A 19072-nucleotide genomic window follows, 5' to 3' on the forward strand; every position below is an offset into this window, starting at 1 on the left:
TCACCTGCACACCGTCGCTGCGCCGCGCAGACAAAAAAACCAAAAAGTTGGCGAACCGACCCTATGGGTGTATAACTAGAACCTATCGAAATATCGCCTTGATTGGTCCCCAATGACGCTCACTGAATTGAAATACATCGTCGCGGTAGCGCGCGAACGGCACTTCGGCCGGGCCGCCGAGGCGTGTTTCGTCAGCCAGCCGACGCTGTCGGTAGCAATCAAAAAGCTCGAAGATGAACTCAACGTGCAAATCTTCGAGCGCGGCACCAGCGAAGTCAGCGTCACGCCGATCGGCGAGCAAATCGTCACGCAAGCACAACGCGTTCTAGAACAAACGCTCGCCATCAAAGAGATCGCCAAACAAGGCAAAGACCCGCTAGTCGGGCCGCTGCGCCTCGGTATCATCTATACGATCGGGCCGTACCTGCTGCCCACGCTCGTCAAACAGATGATCAGGCGTGTCCCGCAAATGCCGCTGATGCTGCAGGAAAACTACACGCTCAAGCTGATCGAACTGCTCAAACAAGGCGAAATCGACGTCGCCATCATGGCGTTGCCGTTCCCGGAAACGGGCCTGATGCTGCGCCCGCTCTACGACGAGCCGTTCGTCGTCGCGCTGCCGTCCGGCCACGCGTGGGAGAACCGTCTGAAAATCGACGCGGACGACCTGAAGCAGGAAACCATGCTTCTGCTCGGCAGCGGCCACTGCTTCCGCGATCATGTGCTGGGCGTCTGCCCCGAACTGATGCGCTTCTCGCAGAATGCGGACGGCATCCAGAAAACCTTCGAAGGTTCGTCGCTGGAAACGATCCGTCATATGGTCGCGAGCGGCGTCGGTATTACCGTGCTGCCGCGCATGTCGGTAAATGAAGTCAAGCCGCACGCTGGCGGCATCGATTCGGGCCTGCTCAGCTACGTCGCCTTCGACGAACCCGTACCGGATCGCCGTGTCGTGCTCGCCTGGCGCAAAAGCTTTACGCGCATGCCCGCCATCGAGGCGATCTGCGACGCCGTCAACGCCTGCGATCTGCCTGGCGTGAGAAAACTCGATCTGCCCGTCGCCGTCAACTAATTGGCGCCCATGCCGGCTCGCCGCCCTCCGCAGCGGGCAAGCGGCGACAAGTGGTTATGCCTATCGAATAGATAAAATTAATCAAATACTATAATTTGATAGCATTGATATAGTTCCCTCCATGGATCGCCCGATCCGCACAAGACCCGGAGGAAATCATGACGCAATCGAACCCGCAGCAAGTCCAGGCCGTCGCCGCTCAATCTTCTCGTCCCGTCACCGGCTCGTTCGCCGCGTCGATGCTCGGCATGCGCACGGTCGCCATGTCCTTGCTGGTCGATCGGGTTTTGTCCGCTTAAATCATCAGCCCTGGCGCGCCGCGCCCCCGTATTTTTCTTTCCGATCAAAGCAACCCAGGAGTTCCGCATGTCCGAACGTAAGCTCACCAATGCAGCCGGCGCACCCGTCGCTGACAACCAGAACTCGATGACCGCCGGCGTGCGCGGTCCGGTCGTCCTGCAAGACGTCTGGCTGCTCGAAAAGCTCGCCCATTTCGACCGCGAAGTGATTCCCGAACGCCGTGTTCACGCGAAAGGCTCGGGCGCATTCGGCACGCTGAAAGTCACGCACGACATTTCGCGCTACACGAAGGCCAAAGTGTTCGCCGAAGTCGGCAAGGAAACGCCGCTCTTCATGCGCTTCTCGACGGTGGCGGGCGAACGCGGCGCCGCCGATGCGGAGCGCGACGTGCGCGGTTTCTCGATCAAGTTCTACACGGAAGAAGGCAACTGGGACGTGGTCGGCAACAACACGCCGGTGTTCTTCATCCGCGATCCGCTCAAGTTTCCGGACTTCATTCACACGCAAAAGCGTGATCCTTATACCAACATGCGCAGCAATGTCGCGGCGTGGGATTTCTGGTCGCGTCATCCGGAGTCGCTGCATCAGGTGACGATTCTGATGAGCGATCGCGGCATTCCGAAGAACTACCGGCGGATGCACGGCTTCGGTTCGCACACGTACTCGTTCATCAACGCGAACAACGAGCGTTTCTGGGTGAAGTTCCATTTCAAGTCGATGCAGGGCATCGAGAACTACACCGACGCGGAAGCGGCGCAGGTCGTCGCGCAGGATCGCGAAAGCGCGCAGCGCGATCTGGTCTCGAACATCGATGATGGCAACTTCCCGAAATGGCGTTTCGCCATTCAGGTGATGCCCGAAGCGCACGCGGCGAGCTATCGCTACAACCCGTTCGACATCACGAAAGTGTGGTCGCAGAAGGACTTTCCGTTGATCGATGTCGGCACCATCGAGTTGAATCGCAACGCGGCGAACTATTTCGCGGACGTCGAACAAGCGGCGTTCACGCCGGCGAACGTGGTTCCTGGTATCGGCTTCTCGCCGGACCGCCTTTTGCAGGGGCGTTTGTTCTCGTACGGCGACACGCAGCGCTATCGTCTCGGCATCAATCACCATCAGATTCCGGTGAACACGTCGCGCGTGCCGAATCCGCATTCATTCCATCGCGACGGTGCGATGCGCACGGACGGCAACCTCGGCGGCAACGTGAATTACGAGCCGAATCGTTTCGGCGACTTCGCGCAGGACCGCAATGCGTCGGAACCGCCGCTCGCAGCGGGTGCAGTCGACCGTTACGACCATCGCGCGGATGAGGATTACTACAGCCAGCCGGGCTTGCTGTTCCAGTTGTTCGATACGGCGCAACGCAAGCGGCTGTTCGGCAACATCGCACGGCATATCAATGGCGTGCCGGAGGACATCGTCGCGCGTCAGATCGAGCATTTCCGCCGCGCCGATCCGGCGTATGCGCAAGGCGTGATCGCGGCGATCGCCGAGCTCGCTGAAGGCAACAAGAAGTAAGCAGTTGAAGTGATGCAGCAAGGCAGGGCGCATCGGCGCCCTGCCGGTTTTGATACGAATCGACGGAGCACGATCATGATCCAGATGATGATGTCCACCATTGGCGGCTCTGTTGCCGCACGCCGCGTGCGGCAACAGCAGCAAGCATGGATGCTGCGCCGCGCAGTGGGTTTCGCGATCGTCACGAGCGGACTGGCGGTGATCGTTGCGCAAGCGCTGCAACACGCGCTCGGCAGCTGATTGACATGCAGCGTTCACGCTTCGCGAGTGACGGTGCGTCACATAAGTGGCGTCAGTTTCTAAGATAAACTGGCGAGCGGTCCAATGTTTCCGGCTTGCCAATCTGCAAATCGTCAATTAGCCGAAATCAGCCGACCGGTTCGTATCACTCTTCAAAGGAGTCGTCATGGCCAAGAAAGAAGCCGTCCAGCACGTCAACATCGGGATCAGCGACAAGGATCGCAAGAAGATCGCAGAAGGTCTGTCGCGCCTGCTCGCCGACACCTACACGCTGTACCTGAAGACCCATAACTTTCACTGGAACGTGACGGGCCCGATGTTCAACACGCTGCACCTGATGTTCGAAACGCAGTACAACGAGCTCGCGCTGGCAGTCGATTCGATCGCTGAACGTATCCGCGCGCTGGGCGTGCATGCGCCGGGCAGCTACAAGGAATTCGCCAAGCTGTCGTCGATTCCGGAAGCGGACGGCGTGCCGGCCGCGGAAGACATGATCCGCCAACTGGTGGAAGGTCAGGAAGCCGTGGTGCGTACCGCCCGCGCAATTTTCCCGTCGACGGAAGCCGCTAACGACGAGCCGACGGCCGACCTGCTCACGCAGCGCATGCAAACGCATGAAAAGACCGCGTGGATGCTGCGCTCGATGCTGGCTTAAGCGCCCTCGGCGTTTCGCCCGGGTTCAGCGCGGCGCATTGGCCGTTCGCGTTGAACCAAAACAAAAGCCTCTCTTCGCGGGAGGCTTTTGTTTTTTGCAGCGCCGGATCGGGCGATGAGCCAGGCCCTGCTCGCCCGGACGCTGCCCGTCGCCCGCATCCCGTAAAATAGCGGCACCGCCTGCACTTCCCCGAATCCGCCATGTTCGCCAGACTTCCTCTGTATCTGCGCCTCGTGCGCATGGACAAGCCGATCGGCAGCCTGCTGCTGCTGTGGCCCACGCTCAACGCGCTGTGGATCGCATCCGACGGCCATCCTTCGTGGCCGCTGCTGGTGATCTTCACGGTGGGCACCGTGCTGATGCGCTCGGCGGGCTGCGCGATCAACGATTACGCGGATCGCGATTTCGATCGCTATGTGAAGCGCACTGAAAACCGTCCGATCACGTCGGGCAAGATCAAGGCGTGGGAAGCGGTGGCGCTGGCGGCCGGTTTGTCGCTGCTGGCGTTTCTGCTGATTCTGCCGCTCAACACGCTGACAAAAGAGTTGTCAGTGGCGGCGCTGTTCGTCGCCGGCTCGTATCCGTTCACCAAGCGCTTCTTCGCGATTCCGCAGGCTTATCTCGGCATCGCGTTCGGCTTCGGCATCCCGATGGCGTTTGCCGCGATTCAGGATCATGTGCCGATGCTCGCGTGGGTGATGCTGCTGGCCAACGTGTTCTGGTCGGTTGCGTACGACACCGAATACGCCATGGTCGATCGCGACGACGACATCAAGATCGGCATCCGCACCTCGGCGCTGACCTTCGGCCGCTTCGACGTGGCCGCGATCATGCTCTGTTATGCCGTGACGTTGGGGATTTACGTCGGCATCGGCGTGATGCTGGGTTTTGGCGTGCTGTACTGGCTGGGATGGGCGGCTGCGGTGGGCTGCGCGATCTATCACTACACGCTGATCCGCAACCGCGAACGGATGCCGTGCTTCGCGGCGTTCCGTCATAACAATTGGCTCGGCGGCGCGTTGTTTGCCGGCATTGCCGCGCATTACGCGGCGGCTTCGTTCTGATTTTCCCGCGCTTCTTCTTCATTCGGGCTGCCGACGCCGCTACGGATTGATCCACCGCGCGGCGTTCTGGTCCGGGCCACTTCCCGATTGCTTATTGCTTGCCGAACTCGTCGCCCATTTCCCTGGCGCGCGCGTCGGCGGCGAGCACGCCGCGCACGATCGCATCCTTGATTCCGCTGGCGTCGAACGACGTCAGCGCGGCGGCGGTGGTGCCGCCCTTAGACGTCACACGCTCGCGCAACAGGCTGGGCGGCTCGTCGGAGTTCGCCGCCAGTTGAGCCGCGCCGGTGAAGGTCGCGACCGCCAGCGCGCGGCCTTGCGCTTCGTCCATGCCGAGTTGGCGCGCGGCTTCCTGCAACGCTTCGATGAAATAGAACACGTAGGCGGGGCCGCTGCCCGAGATCGCGGTGACGGCGTCGATTTTCGCTTCGTCGTCGAACCAGACCGTTTCGCCGACCGCGCCGAGCACCTGCGAGGCGAGCGCGCGGCCCGCTTCATCGACGCCGGCGGTAGCCGCGAGGCCCGCGACACCCATGCCGATCAGCGCCGGCGTATTCGGCATCACACGCACGATGCGGGTGTGGCCGTTCAGCCAGCGCGACATGTCATCCATGCGAATGCCCGCGACGATGCTGATCGCCAGTTGCGCGGCGTTCAGATGCGGTGCGAGGCCTTGCGCGACGCTCTTCAGAATCTGCGGCTTCACCGCCAGCACGACGGCGTCGTACGACGCGAGCGCGGCGTCCGCCGCGGCAGCCGTACGGATGCCGAATTGCGCTTCATTGCGCTTGCGCGCGTCTTCGTTGGGGTCGATCGCGTAGAGGTCGGCGGGCGCGACACCGCGCTTGATGAGGCCGCCGATCAACGCGGCAGCCATGTTGCCGCCGCCGATAAAAGCAATTTTCATGATGTTCCGAAAGATGTCCAGAAAGATGGCTCGTGAGGTGTCCCGTCAGGGAGACCAAAGCGTCCCGCAAAGGTCAGTTAGCGTAATCTCGCGCGCCGAAGATCGCAGTGCCGACGCGTACGATGGTCGCGCCTTCCAGCACTGCGGCTTCGAGGTCGCCCGACATGCCCATCGAGAGCGTATCGAGTTCGAGCCCGTCGTCGCGCAGACGCTCGAACAGTTCGCGCAATTGCCGGTGCGGTGCGCGTTGCTCGTCGATATTGCCGGCCGGTTCCGGAATTGCCATCAGGCCGCGCAAACGCAACTTCGGCAGCGCGGCGATTTCCCGCGCGACTTCCGCGGCCTCTGAGATGCTGACGCCGCTCTTCGACGCCTCGCCGCTGATATTCACCTGCAGGCACACGTTCAGCGGCGGCAGGCTATCCGGGCGCTGCTCGGCCAGACGCTGCGCGATCTTCAGCCGATCGACCGAATGCACCCAGTCGAAATGCTCGGCGACCGGCCGCGTCTTGTTCGATTGCAATGGTCCGATGAAATGCCATTCGATCGACGCCCGCAGATCGGCCAGCGCCTCGATCTTGGTGATGGCTTCCTGCACGTAGTTCTCGCCGAACGCGCGTTGGCCGGCCGCGTAGGCGGCGCGCACGTCTTCGGCGGGAAATGTCTTCGAGACCGCAAGCAGGGCAATCGAACGCGCGTCGCGTCCGGCGGCATGCGCGGCGAGGGCGATGCGCTGCTGCACCGCTTCGAGGTTGTGAATCAGATCGGGCATGGAACGGAACCGGAAGTCCAGCGAAAGACGATGTAACGGATTATACGGACGTCGTCGCATCGCGCCGTTGCCGGGAGCGTCTCACGAGAGCGAAGGCAGCGGCATGTGACATGCCGCTGCCCCCACTCGTCTCAAGCGGACAGAATATGCTCCACCAGTTCGATCCAATGCGCGACCGGCGTGGACGTGCCGCTTTGCAGATGCGCGATGCAGCCGACGTTCGCCGACACGATCACTTGTGGCTCCTGCGCGTGCAGCCGTTCGAGCTTCTGGTCACGCAGCGCGTACGAGAGCTTCGGCTGCGTCAATGAATAGGTGCCTGCCGAGCCGCAGCACAGATGACTGTCGGCAGGCAGCCGCACTTCGATGCCGAGCGCCGTCAGCAGGTGTTCGACGTTGCCGCGCAACTGCTGACCATGCTGCAGCGTGCACGGCGGATGGAACGCGACCGTATGAATCGCGCGGCGGCGCGTAACGGCGACCAGCGCTGCTTCGAATTCCGGCAGGATCTCCGAGATGTCGCGCGTCAATTCGACGACGCGGCGCGCCTTCTGCGCATACGCCGGATCGTTGCGCAGCAGGTGCGCGTATTCCTTGACCGTCGCGCCACACCCGGACGCGTTCATCACGATCGCTTCCACGCCCTCTTCGATGTACGGCCACCATGCATCGATGTTGGCGCGCAGGTCGTCGAGCGCTTCGTCGTTGTAGCCCAGATGCAGACGGATCGCGCCGCAGCAGCCGGCTTCGGGTGCCACCAGCGTTTCGACGCCGAGTGCGTCGAGCACCCGCGCGGTCGCAATGTTGATGTTCGGCATCATCGACGGTTGCACGCAGCCGGCCAGCATCAGCATCTTGCGGGAATGTTTCGCGCTCGGCCATTCGAGCGCACGCTGCCGCGCGGGCACCTTGTCGCGCAGCTTCTTCGGCAGCAGCGGGCGCACGTGCTGGCCGAGGCGCATGGTCGGCGTGAACAGCGCGCTGTTGGGCACGAAGCTCGCGAGCAGCCGGCGCACCAGCCGCTGACCGAGCGGGCGCGTGATTTTCTCTTCGGTGATCTTGCGGCCGATCTCGACCAGCCGGCCATATTGCACGCCGGATGGGCAGGTGGTCTCGCAACTGCGGCAGGTCAGGCAGCGGTCGAGGTGGAGCTGGGTGCTGCGTGTGGCCTCCGCGCCTTCGACCATCTGCTTGATCAGATAGATGCGCCCGCGTGGGCCATCGAGTTCGTCGCCGAGCAGTTGATAGGTCGGGCAAGTGGCCGTGCAGAAACCGCAGTGCACGCACTTGCGCAGGATGGCGTCAGCTTCGTCGCCGTCGGGCGTGTTGCGAATGAAGTCCGCGAGGTTGGTTTGCATCGCGTCGCTCAGAAGTCGGGATAGAGCCGGCCGCGATTGAAGATGCGGGCGGGGTCGAAGGCGGCTTTCAGGCCGCGATGGATCTTCATCAAAGGCGCGGGCAGCGGCGTGAATACCCCGGCGCTGCGGTCGTAGCCGTGACCGGTGCGGAAGATCGTGGCGTGGCCGCCGGCCTGTTTCGCGCTGATGCGCACGGTTTGCGCGTCGGCGTCGGTGATCCACCAGCGTTGGCCGCCGCCCCATTCCATCAGTTGCGCGCCGGGCAGTTGCAGCGGTTCGGTGATCGACGGCAGTGCGAGGCGCCACAGCGCGGCCTTCGGCGCGATCGCCGAAAAGAACGGGTCGGTCTGTTCGCGCAAGCCGGCCCAGAAGCGCTCCGCTTCGACCGCATCGACCACCTCTCCGCCGAGCGCCGAGCGGGCCGCCTTGACCGCCGCTTCCGCGCCCGCCAGCCGCACGACTAGCGTGCCGTGACGCCATGCGCTCGCCGTGATCGGCAATGGCCGGCCGCCCCATTCGTTGAGCTTGCGGACCGCGTCGGTGCCGTTCATGTCGAATTTGAGGGTGGTTTCGGCCTGCGGCAGCGGCAGCACTTTAATGGACAGTTCGAGGATCAACCCCAAGGTGCCGAGCGAGCCTGCCATCAAACGGGACACGTCATAACCGGCGACGTTCTTCACCACCTGGCCGCCGAAATGCAGTGTCTCCCCTTGGCCGTTCATGATCACCGCGCCGAGCACGAAGTCGCGCGCGGCGCCTGCGGCCGGCCGGCGCGGACCGGCGATGCCCGCCGCGATGCAGCCGCCGAAGGTGGCCTGCGGGCCGAAGTGCGGCGGCTCGAAGGCGAGCATCTGATGGTGTTCGGCGAGCGCGGCCTCGATCTCCAGCAGGGGCGTGCCCGCGCGCGCGGTAATGACGAGCTCGGCCGGGTCGTAGGCGATGATGCCGCGATAAGCGCGCGTGTCGAGGATGTCACCTTCCAGCGTCTGACCGTACCAATCTTTGGTGCCACCGCCACGGATGCGCAACGTGCGGCCTTCGGCACTGGCCGAACGCACGCGGTCGGACCAAACGGCGACGATGTCGTCCTCTTCCATGGTGTCCCGCTTCGTTGTGTTTCGCTTGATTGTACCGGGCGGGGGCTCGCTGGCAACCCGGAGCGGACCCGCATCGGGTAATCAGGGTGGGACTAGGGATGAGCCGCCGGCGCAAGGTATGCGCAGCGCGTCGGCGGGTCGAAAATGCTTAAAATCGCGGCAGTTCCGGATGCGGCAGCAAGCCGCCGCGTACGTGCATCTTGCCGTACTCGGCGCAACGCGCGCGCGTCGGGATGCCCTTGTCCGGATTCAGCAGACCGGGCGAATCGAAAGCGCGCTTGACCGCGTGAAACGCGTCGCGCTCTTCGGGCGAGAACTGTACGCACATCGAGTTGATCTTCTCGATGCCGACGCCGTGCTCGCCCGTCACCGTGCCGCCCAGTTCGACGCACGTCTCAAGAATGTCGGCACCGAACGCTTCGGCCCGGTGCCATTCGTCCATGTCGTTGCCGTTGAACAGAATCAGCGGATGCATGTTGCCGTCGCCGGCATGGAACACATTGATGCAGCGCAGGCTGTATTTCTTTTCCATGACTTCGATGCGCGCGAGCAATGGACCGATGCTGCGGCGCGGGACCGTGCCGTCCATGCAGTAGTAGTCGGGCGAAATGCGGCCGGCGGCCGGAAAGGCGTTCTTGCGCCCCGACCAGAAGCGCAGCCGTTCGTTTTCCGAGCGCGAAATCTGGATGCGGGTTGCGCCGTGTTCGCGCAGCACCGCGGTCATACGCACGATTTCGTCGGCGACTTCTTCGGGTGTGCCGTCCGATTCGCATAGCAGGATCGCTGCTGCGTCGAGGTCGTAGCCCGCGTTGACGAATTCTTCGACGGCGCGCGTCGCCGGTTTGTCCATCATCTCCAGACCGGCCGGAATGATGCCCGCCGCGATAATGCTGGCGACCGCATCGCCGCCTTTAACGACGTCGTCGAAACTGGCCATGATGACCTGCGCGGTTTGCGGCTTCGGAATCAGCTTGACGGTGACCTCGGTGACGATCGCGAACATCCCTTCGCTGCCGATCAACACCGCGAGCAGATCGAGCCCCGGCGCGTCCGGCGCAAGCGAGCCGAATTCGACGATGTCGCCTTCCATCGTCACGGCGCGCACGCGCAACACGTTGTGCACGGTGAGGCCGTATTTGAGGCAGTGCACGCCACCCGAATTCTCCGACACGTTGCCGCCGATCGTGCAGGCGATCTGCGACGACGGATCGGGTGCGTAGTACAAGCCGTACGGCGCGGCGGCCTCGGAAATCGACAGATTGCGCACGCCCGGTTGCACCGTTGCGGTACGCGCGTACGAATCGACTTCGACGATCTTCCTGAAGCGCGCGAGCGACACCACCACGCCGTGACGAATCGGCATCGCGCCGCCCGACAAGCCGGTGCCCGCGCCGCGTGGCACGATCGGCACGTCGAGCCGGTGGCAGATCTGCACGATGCGCTGCACTTGCGATTCCGTCTCCGGCAGCGCGACGGCGAGCGGCAGCCGCCGATAGGCGGCCAGGCCGTCGCAATCGTAGGCCACGGTGTCTTCTTCGCGATACAGCAGACAATGGGTCGGCAGCACGGCCATCAGCGCCTGCACGACTTCGCGCTGGCGCTGGGCGAGCACTTCGGCCGTCAGTTCGGCGGGTGCGTTCATGTGACTCGTCTCCTCGTACTTTTCACCCTTCGTGCCGCTCGAGCTCAACAGCGGCTGCGGCTGCGGCGCTTGAACCGCGCGTCAACGGCGCCTCAAGCTGCCCACGAAAAAATCTTGCCCGGGTTCATCAGATTGCGCGGATCGAGCGCGTGCTTGATCGAGCGCATCGTATCGACGGCGACTTCACCGTGTTCTTCGAGCAGGAAGTTCATCTTGTGCAAGCCGACGCCGTGCTCGCCGGTGCAGGTGCCGTCCATGCGCAGCGCGCGCTGGACGATGCGCTCGTTCAGACGCTCGGCTTCGGCGAGTTCTTCGGGCTTGTCCGGGTCGATCAGGATCGCGACGTGGAAATTGCCGTCGCCGACATGGCCGACGATCGGGCAGGGCAGCGGCGATACCTTCAGATCCTGTTCCGTTTCCACCACGCATTGCGCGAGGCGCGAGATCGGCACGCAGACGTCGGTGGTGACCGCGCGGCAGCCGGGCTTCAGTTGCAGCATCGCGAAATAGGCGTTGTGGCGCGCGTTCCACAGGCGGCTGCGGTCTTCCGGCCGGGTCGCCCATTCGAAGCCTTCGCCGGCATTCTGCGCGACGATCTCCTGCACCAGTTCGGCCTGTTCTTTTACACCGGCTTCGGTGCCGTGGAATTCGAAGAAGAGCGTCGGCGCCTCGCGCAACGTCAGATTCGAATGACTATTGATCGAGCGGATCGCGAGCGAGTCGACGAATTCGACACGCGCGACCGGCACGCCGATCTGAATCGTTTCGATGACCGCGCGCACCGCATCGCCCATCGACGGAAACGCGCATACCGCCGCCGAGACCGCTTCCGGCTGCGGATAGAGGCGCACGGTGATTTCCGTGATCACGCCGAGCGTGCCTTCCGAACCGACGAACAGGCGCGTGAGGTCATAACCCGCCGACGACTTGCGCGCCCGCGTGCCGGTTTTGATCACGCGGCCGTCGGCCAGAACCACCGTCAGCCCGAGCACGTTCTCGCGCATCGTGCCGTAGCGCACGGCGTTGGTGCCCGACGCGCGCGTGGCCGACATGCCGCCGATGCTCGCGTCCGCGCCCGGGTCGATCGGGAAAAACAGGCCGGTGTCGCGCAGCGCTTCGTTCAGTTGCTTGCGCGAGATGCCAGGCTCGACGGTGACCGTGAGGTCTTCCGCATTGATCGACAGCACGCGGTTCATTTCCGACAGATCGATCGACACGCCGCCTTGCACCGCCAGCAGATGCCCTTCGAGCGACGAGCCGTTGCCGTAGGGGATGACCGGCACGTTGTACTGGCCGCACAGCTTGACGATGGTTTGGACGTCTTCGGTATTGCGCGCGAACACGACGGCGTCGGGCAGTTGCGGATCGAACGGCGATTCATCGCGGCCATGATGGGCGCGCACGGCTTCGGCAGTCGACACACGTTCGGCAAAGACGGCTTTGAGCGCGCTCAGCAACTCGGCGGGAAACGGCCGGCGCAGTGGGGCCGGCGGCACGGGATGGTTCACGCATGTCTCCTGATATTGGGGCAGAGCCGTTCCACAACTGGCGATCCATTTTACGCCGATCGCCCACGGGCCGGCGTCGAGGCCGGCTGCCGGTCCTATAATGGCGGCGACTTCGCAATGCGCGCAATATGGATAAACGCGGTGGCTAACGCGGTGGCCGGGCGGTTGGCCTGCGCGGATGCATCGTCACTGAAAGGGATGGGAGACATCATGGGCAACCGCTTGAGCAAGATCGTCACCCGGACGGGCGACGACGGCACCACCGGTCTCGGCGACGGCCGCCGCGTGCGTAAAGACGATGCGCGCATTGCCGCGATCGGCGATGTCGACGAACTCAATTCGAATCTCGGCGTGTTGCTGTGCGAAACGCTGCCCGACAAGGCGCGCGCGGCGCTGGTCGCGATTCAGCACGACCTGTTCGACCTTGGCGGCGAACTCTGCATTCCCGGCCACACGATGATTACCGACAAGCATCTCGGCCAACTCGACGACTGGCTCACCGACTACAACACGACCTTGCCGCCATTGAAGGAGTTCATCCTGCCGGGCGGCTCGCGCGCGGCCGCGCTCGCGCACGTATGCCGCACCGTGTGCCGCCGCGCCGAGCGCGCGATCGTCGCGCTCGGCGAGGTGGAAACGATCAATCCCGCGCCGCGCCAGTATGTGAACCGGCTGTCCGACCTGCTGTTCGTGCTGGCGCGCGTGCTCAATCGCGCGGACGGCGGCAGCGACGTGCTGTGGCAGCACGAGCGCGGCGCCGGCTAGAACCGCTCTTCATCCCGCTTTGGCCCTGTGACAATCTGTCCGGGTCAAAATTTCTTCTTAAAAAGGTATTGTAAATACATCTTTAAGGAGAAGCACCGATGACCGCCCTCACTGCCGACCAGATTGCCCGCGTCAAAGCCACGGTTCCCGTTCTTGCCGAACATGGCACGACCATCACCAGGCACTTCTACAAGCGCATGTTCGCGCACCATCCCGAGTTGAAGAACGTGTTCAACCAGACCCACCAGAAGAGCGGCAGTCAACCGGAAACGCTGGCGAAGGCGGTGTACGCGTATGCGGCGAATATCGACAACCTCGGCGCACTGGGCCCGGCTGTCTCGCGCATCGCCCATAAGCACGCCAGCCTGAATATCCGGCCGGAGCAATATCCGATCGTGGGGCGTCACCTGCTGGGCGCGATTGTCGACGTGTTGGGCGATGCGGTCGATCAGGAGACGCTCGGCGCGTGGGAAGTCGCGTACGGGCAACTCGCCGACATTTTTGTCGGCGCGGAGGCGAAGCTTTATCAAGGCGCCGCATGGAGCGGCTTCCGGCCGTTCAAGGTCGCGCGCAAGGAGGTGGAGAGCGATGAAATCACGTCGTTCTATCTGACGCCCGCCGACGGTTCGCCGGCTTGCGGCTTCGAACCCGGTCAATATCTGAGCGTGAAGCGCTTTGTCGATGAACTTGGCGTCGACCAGCCGCGGCAATACAGTTTGTCGGATGCGCCGAACGGCAAATGGCTGCGTATCTCGGTGAAGCGTGAGGCAGGCCGCGAAGACACGGCGCCGGGTTACGTGTCCAACCTGCTGCACGACGGTGTCGAAGTGGGCGCGGTGGTGCATGTCAGCGCACCGATGGGCGACTTCACGCTCGACCGTAAGAAAACTACGCCGGTGGTGCTGATGAGCGGCGGCGTGGGCGTGACGCCGATGACCTCGATGTTGGCCACGTTGCTCGCGGATCAGAGCGAACGGAGCGTGACCTTTGGGCATGCGTGCCGCAACGGCCGCGTGCACGCGTTCCGGCAGTGGTTGAACGACCAGGTCGCAACACATCCTAACGTCACGCGCGTGGTGTTCTACGAGGCCATTGAAGCGACCGACCGTGCCGGCATCGACTACGACTTCGAAGGTCGCCTCGATGTGGCGAAAATCGCTGACAAGGTGATCGTGCCCGATGCGGATTACTACATCTGCGGGCCGGTGCCGTTCATGCGTGCGCAGTGCGACGCGTTGGCCGCGCTTGGTGTGGACGCGGCGCGGATTCACACCGAAGTGTTCGGTTCAGGCGTAGTGGAATAAAGCGAGGGCGCACGGCAAACGCGTGCAAAAACACATATGAAGCGCCGTGCGCCTCAACCGACCGCCAGCGTAACCGGCTTGCCGATCCGGCTCATCATTTCGACCAGGGTATCGATGGTGAACTTGGTGGTCTTTTTGTTGACCACGTCGGATACGCGCGGCCGCGACACCATCAGAATCTCGGCAGCCTCCGCTTGCTTGAGGTGATGCTGCTCGATCCAGCTAGACAGTTCGGTCATCAACTGCTCTTTGAGCCGGCGCGTGTCGTTGATCTGTTTTTGTGACGCGGCGTGCAAGCGCTTGGCTTCTTCAGCGGAAAAGCCGAGTTCGAGGAACAGGTTTGCACCGGGTTTTGTCACGTGACGGATTTTGGTGTCGATCGTCATTTGCTAAGTTTTCCTATCGTTGACTATGGCGCGATACCGCGTCTCTGCAATGTTTCTATCGTGCTGTCCCAGCTTCTGCGTCTTTTTCCGGAAGCAATGCAGCACGTACAACGCTTCCACGAACTTTGTCACGTACATCACGCGATAAATACCGTCTGCTTCCCTGATGCGAATCTCGCGCGTTCCGGCGCCGATCGCATCAAACGGTTTCCAGTCGTCGGGGTCCAGACCTGCCTGAATCTTGCCAAGTTGGAACCCGGCCTGACGGCGCGGCTCTTCGGGAAAGGCCAGTAAATCGCGATAGCTGGAGCCCATCCAGCGAATTTCTTTTTCCTGCTCCATAGCCGCCTTTCATGTACAAAATCTTATACGTAACGTCCAACCCGGTCAAGTCCTATTCGACCCGGTGATGAGTTGTTACGGTACAGAGGCGGCTCATGAAGCACCATTAGTCCGTTTGGCTAACAAAAAACCCGGCTCGATGAGCCGGGTTTTTCGATGAACTTACTACAGCCGCTGCACAAGGCCTTTAGTTGCCGCTGCCGCGTGCCACACGCCGTTGCTTGACCGCATCGGCGAGTCCTTCCAGCACACCGACGCTGTCGTCCCAGCCGATGCAGGCATCGGTGATGCTCTGGCCGTACGTCAGCGCGCAGCCTTCCTGCAGATCCTGGCGGCCCGCAACCAGATGCGACTCCACCATTACGCCGACGATCCGTTCGTCGCCGGAAGCAATCTGACGGCCGATATCCGCGCACACCGGAATCTGATTCTCGTGCTTCTTCGAACTGTTCGCGTGGCTCGCGTCGATCATCAGACGCGCAGCAAGACCGGCCTTGCCGATGTCGGCGCACGCGGCATTGACGCTGTCCGCGTCGTAGTTCGGCGTCTTGCCGCCGCGCAGGATGATGTGGCAGTCCTCATTGCCTGCGGTCGAAACGATCGCCGAGTGACCGCCCTTGGTGACCGACAGGAAATGGTGCGGTTGTGATGCGGCCTTGATTGCGTCGACGGCGATCTTGACGTTGCCGTCCGTGCCGTTCTTGAAGCCGACCGGGCACGACAGTCCCGAAGCCAGTTCACGATGCACTTGCGACTCGGTGGTGCGCGCACCGATCGCGCCCCACGAGATCAGATCGGCGATGTACTGCGGGCTGATCATGTCGAGGTATTCGGTGCCGGCCGGCAGCCCGAGTTCGTTGATGCGCAGCAGCAGCTCGCGCGCAGTGCGCAGGCCGTCATTGATCTTGAAGCTATTGTCCATATGCGGGTCGTTGATGAGACCCTTCCAGCCCACCGTCGTGCGCGGTTTTTCGAAGTACACGCGCATCACGACTTCCAGTTCGCCGGCGAACCGCTTGCGCTGTTCGACGAGACGCCCGGCGTATTCCATCGCCGCCTTCGTGTCATGAATCGAGCACGGTCCGATGACGACGATCAGCCGGTCCTCCATGCCGTGCAGGATGCGATGCATCGCGTTGCGCGAGTTGTAGATCACTTCGGATACCGTTTCGTCGCAGGCGAATTCGCGGATCAGGTGAGCGGGCGGCGTGAGTTCTTTCAATTCTCGGATGCGGACATCGTCGGTGTTGTGCGGGGGCATGGTTATTCTCCTGAATCGGTTCGTAGCGTGTTCGCGCAGGCAGGAAAGGCGGCGATGAGGCAGCGATGCCAGAGCGGACGACAATCAAAAAAAAGTTTCAAAGACGTGAGGCGAAAAAAAACCGCCAGGCTGGCTGGCGGTTTTTCGGGAATTCTCGGTGTCTTGCGTGCACTAACACCCCTCTCGATCCGCCAGCGGTCTGAGATGCCAAAAAAAGTAAAAATAAAACTTGGCGGACATGGCGAAATAGGTCGTTGGTCAAAAAGGGTAAGTGACTTTATAACCCGCGCAGGCTCGGCTGGCAAGCCGAAGGGTGAAAAAATGCGGGAAATCCGCATACCTCGCGCGTAACGTGCTCGAAGTATGCGTCTGCATCAAAATCAGGCCGTACCGCCAACCGTCATGCGGTCGATCCGCAGAGTAGGCTGGCCAACGCCCACCGGCACGCTCTGGCCTTCCTTGCCGCACACGCCCACACCCGAATCGAGCTTCATGTCGTTGCCGATCATGCTGACGTACTTGAGCGATTCCGGGCCGCTGCCGATCAGTGTTGCGCCCTTGACCGGGTAGGTGACCTTGCCGTTTTCGATCATGTACGCCTCGGAGGCCGAAAACACGAACTTGCCGTTCGTGATATCGACCTGGCCGCCGCCGAAGTTCACCGCGTACAAACCGTTCTTCACGGACGCGATGATTTCTTGCGGGTCTTTATCGCCGTTGAGCATGTACGTGTTGGTCATGCGCGGCATCGGCAGCGCGGCGTACGATTCGCGGCGCGCATTGCCGGTGACCGGCATCTTCATCAGACGCGCGTTCAGCGTGTCCTGGATGTAGCCCTTCAGGATGCCGTCTTCGATCAGCGTCGTGCACTGGGTCGGATTGCCTTCGTCGTCGATATTGAGCGAGCCGCGGCGGTTCGGCAGCGTGCCGTCGTCGACCACGGTCACGCCCTTCGCGGCAACCCGCTCGCCGATGCGGCCAGCGAACGCCGACGAACCCTTGCGGTTGAAGTCGCCTTCGAGGCCATGGCCGATCGCTTCGTGCAGCAACACGCCGGGCCAGCCGGGTCCGAGCACGACGGTCATGGCGCCGGCCGGCGCCGGCCGGGCGTCGAGGTTGACCAGCGCCGCATGCACCGCGTCGTCGACGTAGCGCGACAATACTTCATCGGTGAAATAGCCGTAGTCGAAGCGGCCGCCGCCGCCGCCGCTGCCGATTTCGCGGCGGCCGTTCTGTTCGGCGATCACCGTGACCGACACGCGCACCAGCGGACGGATATCGGCCGCGAAGCCACCGTCGCTGCGCGCCACCAGCACCACGTCGTATTCGCCGGCGAGGCCTGCCATCACCTGCTGGATGCGCGGATCGCGGCCGCGCGCCATCTGTTCGATGCGCTCGAGTAGTTTGACCTTGGCGGTTGCGTCGAGCGAATGCAGCGGGTCGGACGGCAGGTACAGATCGCGCCCGGAGATGCCGGTCAGCGACGACGCCACCTTCACCTTCTGCTTGCCCCCGCCCGCCTTGGCGATCGCTCGCGTGGCGATGGCCGCCTGACGGATCGCTTCGGGCGAGAGGTCGTCCGAATAAGCGAAGGCCGTACGGTCGCCCGACACGGCGCGCACGCCGACGCCCTGGTCGATGCTGAAGCTGCCCGACTTCACGATGCCTTCTTCGAGACTCCACGCTTCGCTGCGCGTGGCCTGGAAATACAGGTCCGCGTAGTCGATCTTGTGCGTGAAGATTTCGGCGAGCGTGCGGGTGAGCAGGGATTCGTCGAGACCGTAGGGCGTCAGGAGAATGTCCTTGGCGGTGACGAGATTACGGATACCGGGTTCGATGATGTTCATGCGAAGTATGTTCAGCTCGATACGAAGGATTCGGTTAGCGCCACGTCACTCTATGAGCTGGAAGCGCCGCAGTTTCAATGTCAGGTCAACACGACTCAGCAACTAACTGAGCACGCGATGACGCCAGGCGGGCAGACTCTGCCGCACTTCGTCGATGCGTGCACGCTCGAGATTGCCGGCCACCACGCCGGCGCCTTCGTCGCGCACCGCGACGATCTCGCCCCACGGGTCGATCAGTATGCTGTGGCCCCAGGTCCGGCGGCCGTTTTCATGTTTGCCGCCTTGCGCGGCGGCCAGTACGTAACACTGGTTTTCGACTGCCCGGGCGCGCAGCAGCATTTCCCAATGCGCGCGGCCGGTGGTGTAAGTGAACGCCGACGGCACCACGATCAGCGCGCAGTCGCCCATGCGCCGGTACAGCTCCGGAAAGCGCAGATCGTAGCAGACCGACAGGCCGACGCGGCCGAACGGGGCCTCGAAGGTGCGAACCTCGCCGCCGGGGCGGATCGTGCGTGCTTCGTCGAACGATTCGTCGCCCTTTTCGAAGTTGAACAGATGGATCTTGTCGTAGCGCGCCGCCTCGTTGCCTTGCGGGTCGAACACCAGGGTGGTGTTCAGCACGCGCGAGGCTTCCGGCGCCATCAGCGGCAAGGTGCCGCCGATCACCCAGACCTTGTGACGGCGGGCGGCGTCGGCGAGAAAGCGCTGGACCGGACCGTCCTGGTAGGCTTCGCGCACGGCGAGTTTGTCCGTGTCCTTGAAGCCCATGAAGCAGAAGTATTCAGGCAGCAGGACGAGTTGGGCGCCGCCGGCAGCGGCTTCGGCGATCAGGCGCGCCGCTTCGGCAAGGTTGCGTTCGCGATCGGGCGTGCTCACCATTTGCAGCGCGGCGACACGGTAGGACGAAATTGATTGGACGTGTGGTTCGCTCATGAGCGTTTCGAACAACTCCCGGCAAAGGCGGCGGCGCTAACCGTCTGCGCCGCATACGTCGATCAAGGCTGGCTGGGGCCGCCGGCGCGGCACCGCGC

At 62.9% G+C, this 19072-nt stretch carries 20 protein-coding genes; 9 read left to right on the forward strand and 11 right to left on the reverse strand.

All coding sequences use genetic code 11. The features are described 5' to 3' along the window. Positions 1-112 precede the first annotated feature (112 nt). From SB772_RS13675 to ubiA, 6 genes are all read left to right on the forward strand, one after another. On the forward strand, positions 113-1072 hold the full coding sequence (locus SB772_RS13675; RefSeq protein ID WP_410833784.1) for a LysR substrate-binding domain-containing protein: 960 nt from the start codon (positions 113-115) through the stop codon (positions 1070-1072). Between the two features lie 158 nt (positions 1073-1230). Beyond that, positions 1231-1371, forward strand: coding sequence for a hypothetical protein (locus SB772_RS13680; RefSeq protein WP_410833785.1), 141 nt, complete (start codon positions 1231-1233; stop codon positions 1369-1371). A 67-nt stretch (positions 1372-1438) separates the two neighbouring features. Next, positions 1439-2893, forward strand: a complete 1455-nt coding sequence (locus SB772_RS13685; protein WP_410833786.1) for a catalase — start codon at positions 1439-1441, stop codon at positions 2891-2893. A gap of 75 nt (positions 2894-2968) precedes the next feature. Next, positions 2969-3133 carry a hypothetical protein gene (locus SB772_RS13690; RefSeq protein WP_410833787.1) on the forward strand — a complete coding sequence of 55 codons (165 nt, stop codon included), beginning with the start codon at positions 2969-2971 and terminating at the stop codon, positions 3131-3133. A 166-nt stretch (positions 3134-3299) separates the two neighbouring features. Beyond that, positions 3300-3788: a Dps family protein gene (locus tag SB772_RS13695; RefSeq protein WP_054037764.1), complete on the forward strand. Its 489-nt coding sequence runs from the start codon at positions 3300-3302 to the stop codon at positions 3786-3788. Between the two features lie 200 nt (positions 3789-3988). After that, a complete protein-coding gene (ubiA, locus tag SB772_RS13700) occupies positions 3989-4852 on the forward strand; it encodes a 4-hydroxybenzoate octaprenyltransferase (protein ID WP_410833788.1) in 864 nt (287 codons plus the stop codon). A 91-nt stretch (positions 4853-4943) separates the two neighbouring features. Here ubiA and proC read toward each other — a convergent pair whose 3' ends face one another. The 6 genes from proC to SB772_RS13730 form a co-directional block, all read right to left on the reverse strand. Further along, entirely contained in the window at positions 4944-5759 is an 816-nt protein-coding gene (gene proC / locus SB772_RS13705) for a pyrroline-5-carboxylate reductase (protein WP_410833789.1), read from the reverse strand. A 73-nt stretch (positions 5760-5832) separates the two neighbouring features. Next, positions 5833-6531 carry a YggS family pyridoxal phosphate-dependent enzyme gene (locus SB772_RS13710; RefSeq protein WP_410833790.1) on the reverse strand — a complete coding sequence of 233 codons (699 nt, stop codon included), beginning with the start codon at positions 6529-6531 and terminating at the stop codon, positions 5833-5835. A 131-nt stretch (positions 6532-6662) separates the two neighbouring features. Next, positions 6663-7889 (reverse strand): glycolate oxidase subunit GlcF, encoded by a 1227-nt coding sequence (gene glcF / locus SB772_RS13715; protein WP_410833791.1) that lies wholly within the window; start codon positions 7887-7889, stop codon positions 6663-6665. A gap of 8 nt (positions 7890-7897) precedes the next feature. After that, entirely contained in the window at positions 7898-8986 is a 1089-nt protein-coding gene (gene glcE / locus SB772_RS13720; protein ID WP_410833792.1) for a glycolate oxidase subunit GlcE, read from the reverse strand. A gap of 148 nt (positions 8987-9134) precedes the next feature. Beyond that, on the reverse strand, positions 9135-10628 hold the full coding sequence (locus SB772_RS13725) for an FAD-linked oxidase C-terminal domain-containing protein (RefSeq protein WP_410833793.1): 1494 nt from the start codon (positions 10626-10628) through the stop codon (positions 9135-9137). A gap of 92 nt (positions 10629-10720) precedes the next feature. After that, positions 10721-12136 carry an FAD-binding oxidoreductase gene (locus SB772_RS13730; RefSeq protein ID WP_410833794.1) on the reverse strand — a complete coding sequence of 472 codons (1416 nt, stop codon included), beginning with the start codon at positions 12134-12136 and terminating at the stop codon, positions 10721-10723. Positions 12137-12346: 210 nt separating this feature from the next. On the opposite strand from SB772_RS13730, the gene SB772_RS13735 reads away from it, so the two are divergent. Both SB772_RS13735 and hmpA read left to right on the forward strand, forming a co-directional pair. Further along, positions 12347-12901 (forward strand): cob(I)yrinic acid a,c-diamide adenosyltransferase, encoded by a 555-nt coding sequence (locus SB772_RS13735; protein ID WP_410834000.1) that lies wholly within the window; start codon positions 12347-12349, stop codon positions 12899-12901. 98 nt (positions 12902-12999) lie between these two features. Next, on the forward strand, positions 13000-14205 hold the full coding sequence (gene hmpA / locus SB772_RS13740; RefSeq protein ID WP_410833795.1) for an NO-inducible flavohemoprotein: 1206 nt from the start codon (positions 13000-13002) through the stop codon (positions 14203-14205). 53 nt (positions 14206-14258) lie between these two features. On the opposite strand, the gene SB772_RS13745 is transcribed toward hmpA, so the two are convergent. From SB772_RS13745 to aroG, 3 genes are all read right to left on the reverse strand, one after another. Next, the gene (locus SB772_RS13745; protein WP_410833796.1) at positions 14259-14591 is read right to left on the reverse strand and encodes a helix-turn-helix domain-containing protein; all 333 of its coding nucleotides are present in this window, start codon (positions 14589-14591) and stop codon (positions 14259-14261) included. Positions 14592-14594: 3 nt separating this feature from the next. Then, positions 14595-14933, reverse strand: coding sequence for a type II toxin-antitoxin system RelE/ParE family toxin (locus SB772_RS13750; RefSeq protein WP_410833797.1), 339 nt, complete (start codon positions 14931-14933; stop codon positions 14595-14597). A gap of 187 nt (positions 14934-15120) precedes the next feature. Then, positions 15121-16194, reverse strand: coding sequence for a 3-deoxy-7-phosphoheptulonate synthase AroG (aroG, locus tag SB772_RS13755; protein ID WP_410833798.1), 1074 nt, complete (start codon positions 16192-16194; stop codon positions 15121-15123). 27 nt (positions 16195-16221) lie between these two features. Between aroG and SB772_RS13760 the strand changes: the two genes are divergently transcribed. Next, complete coding sequence (locus SB772_RS13760) at positions 16222-16545, forward strand: hypothetical protein (protein ID WP_410833799.1); 324 nt, start codon at positions 16222-16224, stop codon at positions 16543-16545. A gap of 29 nt (positions 16546-16574) precedes the next feature. Here SB772_RS13760 and tldD read toward each other — a convergent pair whose 3' ends face one another. Both tldD and SB772_RS13770 read right to left on the reverse strand, forming a co-directional pair. Further along, on the reverse strand, positions 16575-18041 hold the full coding sequence (tldD, locus tag SB772_RS13765; RefSeq protein WP_410833800.1) for a metalloprotease TldD: 1467 nt from the start codon (positions 18039-18041) through the stop codon (positions 16575-16577). A gap of 102 nt (positions 18042-18143) precedes the next feature. After that, positions 18144-18974 carry a carbon-nitrogen hydrolase family protein gene (locus SB772_RS13770; protein ID WP_410833801.1) on the reverse strand — a complete coding sequence of 277 codons (831 nt, stop codon included), beginning with the start codon at positions 18972-18974 and terminating at the stop codon, positions 18144-18146. Positions 18975-19072 lie beyond the last annotated feature (98 nt).

Origin of the sequence: Paraburkholderia sp. SIMBA_030 (genome assembly GCF_046535245.1) — a bacterium.
Taxonomy (GTDB): Bacteria; Pseudomonadota; Gammaproteobacteria; order Burkholderiales; family Burkholderiaceae; genus Paraburkholderia.